General features: G+C 63.6%; 8 protein-coding genes. 4 read left to right on the top strand and 4 right to left on the bottom strand.

Going from position 1 to position 13,695, the window contains the following annotated elements; translation table 11 throughout:
- Nucleotides 1–62: 62 nt before the first annotated feature.
- Both CDO35_RS15840 and CDO35_RS15835 read right to left on the bottom strand, forming a co-directional pair.
- A complete protein-coding gene (locus tag CDO35_RS15840; protein WP_099525653.1) occupies nucleotides 63–2,693 on the bottom strand; it encodes a DEAD/DEAH box helicase in 2,631 nt (876 codons plus the stop codon).
- Between the two features lie 145 nt (nucleotides 2,694–2,838).
- On the bottom strand, nucleotides 2,839–3,711 hold the full coding sequence (locus CDO35_RS15835; RefSeq protein ID WP_099525652.1) for a helix-turn-helix domain-containing protein: 873 nt from the start codon (nucleotides 3,709–3,711) through the stop codon (nucleotides 2,839–2,841).
- Between the two features lie 216 nt (nucleotides 3,712–3,927).
- Here CDO35_RS15835 and bglX point away from each other — a divergent pair, with 216 nt between their 5' ends.
- The 4 genes from bglX (at nucleotide 3,928) to CDO35_RS15815 (ending at nucleotide 11,266) form a co-directional block, all read left to right on the top strand.
- On the top strand, nucleotides 3,928–6,222 hold the full coding sequence (gene bglX / locus CDO35_RS15830) for a beta-glucosidase BglX (protein ID WP_166432420.1): 2,295 nt from the start codon (nucleotides 3,928–3,930) through the stop codon (nucleotides 6,220–6,222).
- 259 nt (nucleotides 6,223–6,481) lie between these two features.
- Nucleotides 6,482–8,017, top strand: coding sequence for a glucan biosynthesis protein G (locus CDO35_RS15825; protein WP_099525651.1), 1,536 nt, complete (start codon nucleotides 6,482–6,484; stop codon nucleotides 8,015–8,017).
- The gene (mdoH, locus tag CDO35_RS15820; RefSeq protein ID WP_099525650.1) at nucleotides 8,010–10,550 is read left to right on the top strand and encodes a glucans biosynthesis glucosyltransferase MdoH; all 2,541 of its coding nucleotides are present in this window, start codon (nucleotides 8,010–8,012) and stop codon (nucleotides 10,548–10,550) included. The genes CDO35_RS15825 and mdoH overlap by 8 nt, the downstream gene beginning before the upstream one ends.
- Nucleotides 10,551–10,732: 182 nt before the next feature.
- On the top strand, nucleotides 10,733–11,266 hold the full coding sequence (locus CDO35_RS15815) for a cytochrome b (RefSeq protein ID WP_099525649.1): 534 nt from the start codon (nucleotides 10,733–10,735) through the stop codon (nucleotides 11,264–11,266).
- 226 nt (nucleotides 11,267–11,492) lie between these two features.
- On the opposite strand, the gene CDO35_RS15810 is transcribed toward CDO35_RS15815, so the two are convergent.
- Both CDO35_RS15810 and CDO35_RS15805 read right to left on the bottom strand, forming a co-directional pair.
- A complete protein-coding gene (locus CDO35_RS15810) occupies nucleotides 11,493–12,680 on the bottom strand; it encodes an MFS transporter (protein WP_099525648.1) in 1,188 nt (395 codons plus the stop codon).
- 106 nt (nucleotides 12,681–12,786) lie between these two features.
- Nucleotides 12,787–13,686: a LysR family transcriptional regulator gene (locus tag CDO35_RS15805; protein ID WP_099525647.1), complete on the bottom strand. Its 900-nt coding sequence runs from the start codon at nucleotides 13,684–13,686 to the stop codon at nucleotides 12,787–12,789.
- Nucleotides 13,687–13,695 lie beyond the last annotated feature (9 nt).

Raw genomic sequence — 13,695 nt, 5'->3', positions numbered from 1 at the left:
GGTGGATGACACTCGTTTCATCCGCCATTACTGGCGTGATGGCGGATCGTTGAGGCGAGGTGTCAATCGAGCGGTGCAAACAGCGCCGCCAAGTCTTCCTCATCCAGCTTCCACTGGCCCTGGCTGCCGCCGTCCAGCACGCCTTTGGCCAGGCTGGCCTTGGCCTGCTGCAATTGTTGGATCTTTTCTTCGACGCTGCCACGGGCGATCAGCTTGTAGACGAACACCGGTTTGTCCTGGCCGATACGGTAGGCGCGATCGCTGGCTTGGGCTTCGGCGGCCGGATTCCACCAGGGGTCGAAGTGGATCACGGTATCGGCGGCGGTCAGGTTGAGGCCGCTGCCGCCGGCCTTGAGGCTGATCAGGAACACCGGAAACTCTCCCGCCTGGAAGCGTTGTACCGGTGTGCGTCGGTCCTGGGTGCTGCCGGTCAGCTTGGCGTAGGCGATCTTGCGGGCCTGCAGCTCTGCCTCGATCAGCGCCAGCATCGAGGTGAACTGAGAGAACAGCAGCACGCGGCGGCCTTCGTCCACCAGTTCCTGAAGCATATCCAGAAGGGCGCTGAGCTTGCCGGAATCGTTTGCGCCCAACTCGCCGTTATCCTCTCCGAGCAGGCGCAGATCGCAGCAGCTTTGGCGCAGGCGCAGCAGCGCCTCGAGGATGACGATATGGCTGCGTGCCAGGCCCTGACGGGTGATTTCTTCGCGCACCTTCTGGTCCATCGCCAGGCGCAGGGTTTCGTAGCGGTCGCGCTGCAGCTGGGTCAGCTCGACCCATTGGGTGATCTCAGTCTTCGGCGGCAGTTCGCTGGCTACCTGTTCCTTGTTGCGGCGCAGCAGGAAGGGGCGGATGCGCCCGTTCAGATGTGCGAGGCGATGGCCGTCGCCGCGTTTCTCGATGGGCGTGCGGTAGTCGCGGGTGAAGGCCTTGGCGTCGCCAAGCCAACCGGGCATCAGGAAGTGGAACAGTGACCACAGCTCGCCCAGGTGGTTTTCCAGTGGCGTGCCGGTCAGGCACAGGCGCAGCTCGGCCTGTATCTGAGCCGCTGCGGTGGCCGCCTTGCTGCGCGGGTTCTTGATGTTCTGCGCTTCGTCGAGGATCAGCAGGCGGTAGCGGTGTTGATTCAGCGCCTTGAGGTCGCGTGGCAGCAGGGCGTAGGTGGTGAGGATCAGGTCGTGCTCGGTGATCTCTTCAAACAGCGCCTTGCGCTTGCTGCCATGCAGTGCCAGCACACGTAACTGCGGGGTGAAGCGCGCCGCTTCGTCCTGCCAGTTGGGGATCAGGCTGGTAGGCATGACGATCAGCGCGGGATGCTGCAGGCGACCGGCCTGTTTTTCACACAGGACATGCGCCAGGGTCTGCAGGGTCTTGCCCAGGCCCATGTCGTCGGCCAGCACGCCACCGACGCGCAGCTCGGCCAGGGTCTGCATCCAGTTCAGGCCCTGCAGCTGATAGCTGCGCAGTTCGGCCTGCAAGCCCGCGGGTGGTGAGACTTCACGCACTGCCAGACTTTGCAGGCGTTGGGCGAAACCGCGCAGTTCATCGCCGCCTTGCCAACTGAGTTCTGGGCCCTGCGCCAGTGCGGCCAGGCGCGCGGCGTCGGCGCGACCCAGGCGCAACGGCAAGTGGTCTTCGCCGGGGTCGCGGAAATACAGCTCGCCGAGCGTGGCCAACAATGGCTTGAGGCGGGCGAAGGGCAGAGCGATGCGTTTGCCGCTCTGCGGCAGGTTGACCAGCAGGCGATCTTCGTCGGCGCGCTGGGCCAGTGCATCGGGCGCCAGCAGCCAGGGCGTGCGGCGAATGGCCTGGAGCAGGATCGGCAGCAGGCTCAGGCGCTGGCCTTCGACTTCGATGCCCAGCTCCAGATCGAACCAGTTCTGCTGCGGGTCTTCCTCGACCTCGGCATACCAGTCATCGACCTCGGTGAGGTTGTACTGGAAGTCGGGGCGCATGTGGATCTGCCAGCCTTCTGCGCGCAATTGCGGCAGTTGCTGCTGGACGAAATCCAGCCAGTCGCGCTCGCGTTCCAGCTCGAACGGCTCGCCAGCTTCGGCCGGTAGCGCTTCGCTCTGGCGCAGGGCTACCTGCAGACCGAGGCTTTCCAGGCGTTTGCGCAGCGTGGCTTCGGCTGCGCCGTCACGGATCAGGCGCAGGTTGGTTTGCTCATCCAGGCGCTTGACCAGGTCCTTGGCCGGCTTGCCGAAGACCTTGTGCCCGGCATAGTCGAAGGCCAGCGCGGCGCGGTGCTGGGTTTGTTCCTGCATGCGTCCCTTGCGTGCGTCGAAATGCACGCGCACCTGGCTGCCGAGGCTGAGGACGGCGGTGGGGGCGATACCTTCGAGGCGCGTTTCGGCCAGCTCCTTGTCCAGCACGATGATGTCCGACAGGTCGCTGCCGGCGCGCTGCTGAGCTTCAAGGGTGAGAAGGGCGGCAACCACGTGCTTGCAGTTGAAGCCGACCGGGCAGTTGCAGTGGCCGGTCACGCTCCATTTGCGCCCATAAGGATGCAGCGTGATGCGCTGCTGGTAGGTCTGCCCACCTGAGCCTCGGCAATTGGCGAGCAGGCTGTGGTCCTTGAGACTGAGCAGTTTGCTGCGTTTTTCTTCGGCGTAGCCGATGCCACGGCGCAGGTCGCCCGCGCCGAATTCGGAACGCCAGTCTTCCTGGCGTAACAGGTGGATATCCAGAGGCATCAGCGAAGCCTCGTGGCTAAAGGGAATGGGCGCATGACTGGGCCGTGGCAATGCAAAGCCGCAGATTTTCGCATAGCCGCGTGACGATTAGCAGGCGTGGTGCAGAGATTGCCGACGGCAGGGCGGGTGGCGGCTTTCTTCCGCCCTACACGAACGCAGCGCGGTACTGTCTGGGCGTTGCACCCAATGCCTGGCGAAAACGGTTGCTGAAGTGGCTGGCGCTGGCGAAGCCGCAGGCCAATGCCACCTCGCTCAGAGCAGGGGCTGGCTGACGTAGCATCTGGCAGGCGCGCGCCAGACGCCGAGCCAGCACGTAACGATGAGGTGGCAGGCCGAAGCTGCTTTGGAACATGCGCGCGAAGTGGTATTCCGACAGCACGCAGAGTGCGGCCAGTTGGCTCAGCGGCAGCGGCGTATCCAGGTGCTGCTCGATGAACTCGCGCACACGTCGGCGTTGCAGCGGTGCCAGGCCACCCTTTAGGCGCAGGCCCTGGCGCAGGCCAACCTGGTTGAGCAGGGCGTGGTCGAGTAGTTGGTGCGCCAGGCTGCTGGCCAGCAGGCGTTCGCCCGGCTCCTGCCAGTCGAGGGTGCACAGCTGGCGAAAGCGCGCGGACTGTTCGGCGTCTTCGAGGAAGGTCGCTTCTTCAAGTTGCAGGCTGCGCGGCTCGCGATCGAGCAGGGCGACCGCGCCAAGGGCGAACTGCTCCTGCTCTATATAGAGGTGGGCAAGCTGAATCTCGCCATTGATGATCCAGGCCGACTGGTGTTCGGCCGGCAGAATGCACAGTTTGTCTGGCGCACCCTTGTTGCCGGGCTGCTCGCGGCGAAAGGTGCCAGTGCCGCCGCTGAGGTAGCACGACAGCGTGTGATGACTGGGGGCAAGGTAGTCACGCGCATCATGAGCGTTGCTCCAGCGGGCCACGGCCATACCGTTGCCCAGCTCGGCCATCGCGTGTAGCCGAGCGTTGGGCGAGCGGCTCATGCTCTGGAATACCTGCAGATGTTCGAATTGCGCCATCACCTTCTCCCGAATGCAGCCATGCTACGCCTGCCGGCAGGCAAAACCAGAGGCGAAGAAAAAAATGCGCAAGTTTGTGAAATTCTGGGGTCGTAATTTCTGGAGCGCCTTTCAATGGTGCTTAAGTTTTTTTGCGCCAACTCGCGGCGCGGCACGAGGACTCGGAGTATCGTGGTGGCCATTCAAACAATGATTCGCATCCCGGTGCCGTTCCCGATGAAATACCTGCGTCAGTTCGCTCTTGCCTCTGCCTTGATTACCCCCAGCCTGCTGGTTGCTGCGCCTTCGATCGATGACAAATCGGCCTTCATCGCCGACCTGGTAGGTCGCATGACCCTTGAGGAAAAGGTCGGCCAACTGCGCCTGATCAGCATCGGCGGTGACATGCCGCGTGAACGCATCCGCGAGGAGATGGCGGCGGGTCGCATCGGCGCCACCTTCAACTCGGTGGTGCGACCGGAGAATCGCCCGATGCAGGAAGCTGCCCTGCGTAGCCGGCTGGGCATCCCGGTGTTCTTCGCTTACGACATCATCCATGGTCATCGCACTACCTTTCCCATCGGCCTGGGCCTGGCGTCCAGCTGGGACATTCCAGCCATCGAGAACAGCGCCCGGATCGCGGCTTTCGAAGCCAGTGCCGATGGCCTGGACATGACCTTTGCGCCGACCGTCGACATCTCCCGCGATCCACGCTGGGGACGCACTTCCGAGGGTTTCGGCGAAGACCCCTACCTGGTTTCTCGTATCGCCACGGCCATGGTGCATGGCTTTCAGGGCAAGGACCCCAGCGATCCGCAGCGGATCATGGCCAGCGTCAAGCACTTCGCCCTGTATGGCGCGGTGGAGGGCGGGCGCGACTACAACGTGGTCGACATGAGCCCGATGCGCATGTACCAGGACTACCTGCCGCCTTATCGCGCCGCCATCGATGCCGGCGCTGGTGGGGTGATGGTGGCGCTGAACGCCATCAATGGTGTCCCTGCTTCGGCCAATACCTGGCTGCTGCGTGATTTGCTGCGCCGCGACTGGGGCTTCAAGGGTGTGGCGCTTAGCGATCATGGCGCGATCACCGAACTGCTGCGCCATGGTGTGGCAGCCGATGGCCGCGAGGCTGCACGACTGGCCGTAACGGCAGGTGTCGGCATGAGCATGGCCGACACGCTCTACGATCAGGAGCTGCCGGCGCTGGTGCGCAGCGGCGCGGTACCACAGGGCGTGCTGGATGAGGCCGTCACCCATGTGCTGAACACCAAATACGACCTCGGCCTGTTCCACGATCCGTTCCGCCGTATCGGCCGCGCCGAGGACGACCCGGCAGATGTCAATGCCGAAAGCCGCCTGCACCGCGCCGAAGCGCGGGCCATGGCGCGCGATTCTCTGGTGCTGCTGGAAAACCATGGCGACACGCTGCCCCTGAGCAAGAAGACCACCGTCGCGTTGATCGGCCCGCTGGCCGATTCGCCGGTGGACATGCTCGGCAGCTGGTCAGCGGTGGGCGTGGCCGAGCAGGCGGTGACCCTGCGCAAGGGCATGGAAGCGGCGCTCAACGGGCAGGGCAAGCTGCTCTACGCCGTTGGCGCCAACGTCACCGACGATACCCATGTGATCAATTACCTCAATCAGCTCAACTGGGATCGCCCGGAAGTCGTGCTGGACAAGCGCACCCCGCAGGCGATGCTGGAGGAGGCGGTGCGTGTGGCAGCCCAGGCCGACGTCATCGTTGCTGCAGTGGGCGAAGCGCGCGGTATGTCCCACGAGTCGTCCAGTCGCACCCGGTTGGACCTGCCGGACAGCCAGCAGGCGCTGTTGCGCGCGCTCAAGGCCACCGGCAAACCGCTGGTGCTGGTGCTGATGAACGGTCGACCGCTGGCGCTGGGTTGGGAGAAGGAAAACGCCGATGCGATGCTGGAGACCTGGTACAGCGGTATAGAGGGTGGCAACGCCATCGCCGACGTGCTGTTCGGTGAGCACAACCCCGCCGGCAAACTACCGATCACCTTTCCGCGTTCGGTCGGGCAGATTCCTACCTACTACAATCATCTTCGCCTGGGCCGCCCATACACGCCCGGCACGCCTGGCAACTACACCTCGCAGTATTTCGAAGAGCCCAACGGTCCGCTGTATCCGTTCGGCTATGGTTTGAGCTACAGCGATTTCCAGCTGTCGGCGCCGAAGCTGTCTGCCGAGCGCATGGCGCCGGGCGAGAAGATTCGCGTCAGCGTCACGCTTAAGAACGCCGGGCCAAGGGCTGGCTCCACTGTCGTGCAGCTGTATCTGCACGACGAGGCCGCTTCGGTGATCCGTCCGGTGAAGGAACTCAAGGATTTTCGCAGGGTCAAGCTTGGGGCAGGCGAGGCACGCGAGCTGAGTTTCGAGATCGACGAAGCCATGCTGCGTTTCTACAACGCCAGCCTGCAGCATGTCAGCGAGCCAGGTGCCTTCCGTGTCCAGCTAGGGCTGGATTCGGAGAGCGTGCAGGAGGCGCGTTTCGAATTGTTGCCACGCCAATGAGGGTGTGGCCCTAGGAGGCGAAAATATACTCGCTCGAGCACCTGTGCCGGACTTCACGATCTGGTAATAATGCGCAGAAAGAATCCGCGCATGCGGAGACGTCACCGTTCGGTTGGCTGTCTGCATTGTGCTCGCGCTGTATTTGTACCATTCGCCCGTTTTTAACTCTCTGCAGCGGCCGCCCCCGGGCTTGCCGCTGCTTGTCAGTACGTGTTGCCCTGGAGGCTGTGTGTCGATGAGTCGTTGTTCTGGAGCCCGTATGGGCAAGGCCGGCAAGCTGGCCCTTTGTGTGCTCCCCCTGCTGTTCGCTGCCCAGGGCTGGGCCTTCGATCTGGATGATGTGGCGGTAAAGGCCAAGGCGCTTGCTGCCGAACGCTACAATGCGCCGCAAAGCAATCTGCCGGCTGCGCTGCGCGAATTGCCGTTCGCTGGCTATCAGAAGGTGCGCTTCCTTGAGGAAAAAGCACATTGGGCTGATGGCAAGACGCCGTTCCGGCTGTACTTCTTCCACCAGGGCATGCACTTCGATGTGCCGGTGAAGATCAACGAAGTGACCGCCGAAGGCACCCAGGAAATCAAGTACGACCCGTCGATGTTCGACTTCGGCGATCTCAATCTGAACCCGGATGACCTCAAGGATCTCGGTTTTGCCGGCTTCAAGGTGATCAACGAGATCAACACCAACGGTCGGCACGATGAGGTGATGAGCGTGCTGGGCGCCAGCTACTTCCGCATCGTCGGCAAAGGGCAGGTGTTCGGTCTTTCCGCGCGCGGTCTGGCTATCGACACCGCGCTGCCATCGGGCGAAGAGTTCCCGCGTTTCAGCGAGTTCTGGATTGAGAAGCCGCAGCACGATCGCCGCAGCCTGGTGATCTACGCACTGCTCGACTCGCCGCGCGCCACCGGCGCTTACCGCATGGAAATCAAACCGGGGCGCGAGAGCGTGCTCGAGGTGCAATCGAAGGTCTACCTGCGTGAGAACGTCGAAAAGCTCGGCATCGCGCCGCTGACCAGCATGTACCTGTTCGGTGCCAACCAGCCCTGGCCGCGCCCGAATTACCGCCCGCAACTGCATGACTCCGATGGTCTGGCCATCCATGCCGGCAATGGCGAGTGGATCTGGCGTCCGCTGAACAACCCGCAGCGTCTCAACGTCAGCAGCTATCGTATCGACAACCCACGTGGCTTCGGCCTGATGCAGCGTGGTCGCGACTTCAACCAGTATCAGGATCTCGACGACCGCTACGAGCTGCGCCCGAGCGGCTGGGTGGAAACCGTCGGTGACTGGGGCACGGGTCATGTCGAGCTGGTGGAGATCCCCACGCCGGATGAAACCAACGACAACATCGTCGCCCTTTGGCGCCCCGAGAAGCTGCCGGCACCGGGCGAGTCGCTGGATGTGGCCTATCGCCTACACTTCAGCCGTGACGACGCCAAACTGCACGATCCACAACTGGCCATGGTCAGCCAGACCCGGCTGTCGGAGGGTGATATCAAGCAGGCCAACCTGATTCGTCAGGCCGATGGCAGTACCGCGCTGGTGGTTGATTTCGTTGGTGAGGAATTGGCCAAGCGTTCGCCTGATGCGGCGCCGAGTGTGCAGGTCAGTGTCGATGGCAACGCCGAACTGCTGGAAGACAGCCTGCGTTACAACCCGGTCAGCAAGGGCTGGCGTTTGACCCTGCGGATCAAGGTCAAGAACCCGGCGCAGCCGGTGGAGATGCGCGCTGCCCTGGTCGAGGACGGCAAGCCCTTGTCGGAAACCTGGAGCTATCAGCTGCCTTCCCATGAATAACACTCTAGACCCTACGCAAATCCAGGAGTATCTGGGAGAACTGCCGCTCGATCATGAGCGGCAGCAGGCCTTGGCTGATCGCGTCGAAGAGGAGGGCGGCGATCTTGCGACACTGCATCGCGCCCTGCACGAGGACGATCAGCTAGCGACCGAGCCCCAGGAGGAAACCCGCGAGATGCTCGACTCGGTGCCAGCCCGCCTGGCATTGGGCTGGCCGGATGCGCTCGAGCGTGGCTGCCGCATCGTGCAGGATCACCAGGGGCGTCCGACCATCGACTCGACGCCACCGATCACGCGCACGCGTATGGTGCCGGAGCCGTGGCAGACCAATATCCTGGATCGTGGCTGGCGCCGTCTTAGAGGCGAGAAACCTGCGCCGCGGCCGCGTACGCGTGAGAGCGAAGACTTCGCCGAAGAACGTTGGCGGCATGTTGCGGCGGTGCGCCGAACCGCGCTGCTGGTGCTGATGATCACGCAGACGGTGGTCGCCACCTGGTACATGAAGTCGGTGCTGCCTTATCAGGGCTGGTCGCTGGTCGATCTTGGCCTGGTGTTCGACCAGCCGCTGCGCGAGTCAGCGCGGCAGATCCTGCCCTATGTGGTGCAGACCAGTATCCTGGCACTGTTCGCCCTGCTGTTCTGCTGGGTGTCGATGGGGTTCTGGACCGCGCTGATGGGCTTCCTCCAACTGCTCAAGGGGCGTGATCGCTATAGCATCTCCGCGAGCAGCTGCGGTGATGAGCCGATCTCGCCACGGGCGCGTACCGCGCTGGTGATGCCGATTGCCAACGAACACGTGCCGCGCGTGTTCGCCGGCCTGCGCGCGACGTTCGAATCGCTCAAGGCTACCGGGCAACTCGATCATTTCGACTTCTTCGTTCTCAGCGACAGCAACGACCCGGATATCTGCGTGGCCGAACAACAGGCCTGGATGGAGTTGTGCCGTGAAGTGGAAGGCTTCGGCCATATCTTCTACCGCCGCCGTCGGCGTCGGGTGAAGCGCAAGAGCGGCAACATCGACGACTTCTGCCGGCGCTGGGGCAGCAACTACCGCTACATGGTAGTGCTCGATGCCGACAGCGTGATGAGCGGCGATTGCCTGACCCGCCTGGTGCGCCTGATGGAGGCCAACCCCGGAGCGGGCATCATCCAGACCGCACCCAAGGCATCGGGCATGGACACCCTGTATGCGCGCCTGCAGCAGTTCGCCACCAGCGTCTACGGGCCGCTGTTCACCGCAGGGCTCAACTTCTGGCAGCTGGGTGAATCGCACTACTGGGGCCACAACGCGATCATTCGGGTCAAACCCTTCATCGAGCACTGCGCTTTGGCGCCCTTGCCGGGCACTGGTTCTTTCGCTGGCGCGATTCTCTCTCACGACTTCGTCGAAGCCGCGTTGATGCGCCGTGCCGGTTGGGGGGTATGGATCGCCTACGACCTGCCGGGCAGTTATGAAGAGCTGCCACCGAACCTGCTCGACGAGCTCAAGCGCGATCGCCGCTGGTGCCACGGCAACCTGATGAACTTCCGGCTGTTCCTGGTGCGTGGCATGCACGCCGTGCATCGCGTGGTGTTCCTCACCGGCGTCATGTCCTACTTGTCGGCGCCGCTGTGGCTGTTGTTCCTGGTGCTGTCGACCTGTCTGCTGGCGATCCATACGCTGATGGTGCCGGAGTACTTCCTGCAGCCCAACCAGCTCTACCCGTTGTGGCCGCGCTGGCAACCCGAAGAGGCCGTGGCGCTGTTCTCGGCGACCATGACGCTGCTTTTCCTGCCCAAGCTGCTCAGTGTGCTGCTGATCTGGATCAAGGGCGCGGAAGCCTACGGTGGTCGTACGCGGGTGCTGCTGTCGATGCTCCTGGAGGCCTCCTGCTCGGTGCTGCTCGCACCTGTGCGCATGCTGTTCCACAGCCTGTTCGTCACCGCTGCTTTTCTCGGTTGGTCGGTGCAGTGGAACTCGCCGCAGCGTGTGGACGACTCGACCCCCTGGAGCGAAGCGTTCCGTCGTCACGGTACCCAGGTGCTGATCGGTATCAGCTGGACGGCACTGGTGGCCTGGCTCAACCCGGACTTCCTCTGGTGGCTGGCGCCTATCGTGGTGTCGCTGGTGCTGTCGCCTGTGGTGTCGGTGCTGACCAGTCGTACTGCGCCAGGACTGGCAGCGCGGCGCAGCAAGCTGTTTCTGATACCGGAGGAGCACAAGGTGCCAGTGGAGCTGAGCAACACCTCCGAGTACGAGCAACTGAACAGTTCGCGTGCGCTGCGCAAGGGCTTCCTGCGTGCCGTGGTCGATCCGCTGTACAACGCCCTGGTCTGCGCCATGGCCCGCGCCCGCCATGCCAAGGTGGTGCCTGCCGCCGAAGCGCTGCGCGAAGCGCGTATCGAGGAAATTCTCAGCGCCGGGCCTGAGGGCAAGGTCGAGGCAACCCGCTGGCGTCTGCTCAACGATCCTGACGGCATGGCGCGCCTGCATGCGCGCATCTGGCAGGAACCGCAATATCACGCCTGGCGCGAGGCGTTGCGCGACGCCTGATCATCACCGCAGGCTCCAGTCTCGTCTGGAGCCTGCGGTGATGCCTTTCTGACATCCCTGCTAACATCTCTTCTGATCAAGACGCCTGCTGGCGCGGCACCATTGGCTCTGGAACGGGTCTTTGGCTCGGGTGGCGGCATGAGGCCGCATAGATTTCATCATGACATTGGAGAGGAAGCACCATGTCGAATCTGCATGATTCCGCGCAGCGCTACGGCGCTGTTACACGCTGGCTGCACTGGGGGATGGCGGTAGTGCTGGGCTGGCAATTCCTGACCGTGCTGGCGCACACCCTGATAGAAGACAGCGCCCTGGATAAATTCCTCTGGGGCACGCACAAGGCGACGGGACTGCTGCTCATGGTGCTGGTGGTGCTGCGCCTGCTCTGGGCGCTGTACAGCAGCAGTCGTCGGCCTGCGCCAGTCAGCACGCTGGCACGTTTCGGCCATCTGGCATTGTACGGTCTGCTGTTCGTGATCCCCTTTATCGCGCTGTTGCGCCAGTACGGCTCGGGCCGGGAGTTCGTCGCCTTCGGTATGACCATCATGCCGGGCTTCAGTGACGGCAAGATCGAGTGGATGATCGCGCCCGCCAGCTTGCTGCACGGCAACCTGGGCTGGCTGTTGTTGTTCATGGTGATTGGTCATGCGGCGATGGCCTTCGTCCATCGCCGGCAGGGCGGTGAAGACGTGTTGGCCCGTATGATCGGTCGTTGATCTGGCTACATATAGCGAATGTCTTACACGCCGTGGCGGTAAGCGTCGCTTTTGCCCCGTCGGTCCGAGCAGTAATCTACACACATCCCCTGCAGCGATGGAGCGCTGAGGATCAAGGAAGATGACCAGGCCAGGATTGGCTACCGACAGGATGTCGGATGGTTGGGAGGAAACCCGCTTCGGCGGGTTTTTTGTTGCCTACGATTTTTATACTGTGCCGGCGTCTTCACTTCTCCTTGCCGATGAATGCCAGCAGCGCGAGCAGCGGCAGGCCTGCCGCCAGCAACGCCGTGCCTGACCAACCGAAGCGCTCGTAGACCGGGCTGGCCAGTGCCGAGCCGATGGCGCCACCGACGAAGATGCTGGTCATGTACAGCGCATTGAGCCGCGCGCGGCTCTGCGGCTCCAGGGCGTAGATGCTGCGTTGGCCGAGCACCATGCTCATCTGCACCGCGAAATCCAGCACGATGGCGGTGACGACCAGGCCGATCCAGCCCACCCCGGCGCTCAGCAAATTGGGAGCAAAGGCCAATGGCGCGAGGATCAGTGCCATCAGGCTGGCGCGCCAGGTATGGCCGGCATCGGCCAGGCGCCCGGCGATGGGGGCAGCCACTGCGCCGATGGCGCCGGCAAGGGCGAACAGGGCGATGTCCTGCTGGCTCAAACCGAGGTGGCGCGACAGCTCCAACGGCGCCACTGTCCAGAACAGGCTGAAGCTGGCGAACATCAGGCCCTGATAAAGCGCGCGGCGGCGCAGTGTCGGGTAGCGGCGCAGCAGGTGGACGAGCGAGGCCAGCAGTTGCCCGTAGCTGGCGCGGTGGCTGGGGGCGTGACGCGGGATGGTGGTAGCGATCACCAGGGTAATCACCAGCATCAGGCCGGCTGCCATCAGGTAGACCGCGCGCCAACCGAATTCACCGGCTACCAGGCTGGCCAGCGGCCTAGCCAGCAGGATGCCCAGCAGCAGGCCGCTCATGATGTTACCCACCACACGGCCACGGCTGGCCTCCGGCGCCAGGTTGGCCGCCAGGGGAATCAGCATCTGTACCGAAACCGAACTGAGCCCGATCAATAGCGCCAGGCCAAGAAACACATCCGGCTGACTCGCGAAGGCCGCCGCCAACAGGCAGAGAAGCGCGGCCGCGGTGGTGATCAGCATCAGCCGACGGCTTTCCAGCAGGTCGGCCAGCGGTACCAGGAATAACAGGCCGAGCGCGTAACCGATTTGCGTCAGCGAGACGATCAAGCTGGCGCGCTCTGCGCTAAGGCCGACATCCGGGGCGATCAGCTCGATGATCGGCTGGGCGTAATAGAGGTTGGCGACGATGGCGCCGCAGCACAGGGCGAACAGCAGCACCAGTGCCTGCGGCAGGGCTGGCGACTCGCTGGTGAGCGAGGAGGTCTGGCTAGTCATGATGAATCTCGATGAGAGGAAACGACAGGCGCAAGGTTAGGCAGGTAAGGCCTGGCGGAGAATCCGTCGAGCCGGCAACGCTGCGTTGCGCGCCATGCAAAAGCTCTCAGCCTTGCAGCAATCCCTGGAGAAACTCGCTGAACGCGGCGATGCGCTTCGAACCCCGATGGTTCGGCAGGTAAAGCAGGTGAATAGTGCCTTCGTGCGGGCCGGGTGCGACTTCGTAGTCGGGCAGCAGGCGTTGCAGCTTGCCACTGTCCACATCGTCGCGTACCAGCCAGTCCGACAGCAGCGCGATGCCCTGACCATCCAGCGCGGCCTGACGCAATATATCGGCGTTGTTGCTGCGCAGGCGCCCGCTGACCGGCACCTGCACGGTCGTTCCCTCCTGCTCGAAGCGCCAGTAGTTCGCCGGGCTGCCGTAGTCGTACTGCAGGCAGGCGTGCGCCTGCAGTGCGTCCGGATGTTCGATGGGCGAGGTGCGTGCCAGATAATGTGGACTCGCTACCAGCCAGCGGCGAAAGCTGCCGACACGCTGGCTGACGACTTCGTCGCTGACGATGGAAGAACCCAGGCGCAGCGCCAGGTCGACCCGTTCGCTAAGCAGGTCGACCACTTCGTCGGTCACGCGCAGGGTCAGCTCCAGTTGCGGGTGGCGCTCCAGCAGTTCGCCCAGGCGTGGGGCGATGATGCGCCGAGCGAACTCCACCGGCACGCTTACCGCCAGACGACCACGCACCTCTTCGCCGTTGTCGATCACGGCGGCATCGGCCTCGTCGAGTGCGTCGAGGATGGCCAGGGCGCGTTCGAAATACTCGCGTCCGGCCTCACTGACGCTGATCTGCCGCGTATTGCGGTTTAGCAGCACGCAGCCCAGCTCTTGCTCCAGGGCGTTGACCGCACGGGTCACCGACGAGGTGGCCAGGCCCAACAGCCGCGCCGCAGCGGAAAAACCACCGCAGCGAACGGTGGCGACGAAGGTGCGCAGAGCCAGCAGTTTGTCCATGGGAACGCC

The sequence above is a fragment of the Pseudomonas sediminis genome, assembly GCF_002741105.1.
Classification (GTDB): Bacteria; Pseudomonadota; Gammaproteobacteria; order Pseudomonadales; family Pseudomonadaceae; genus Aquipseudomonas; species Aquipseudomonas sediminis.
The sequence above is the reverse complement of the archived record's forward strand: the minus strand, read 5'-3'. Positions and strand labels throughout refer to the sequence as shown.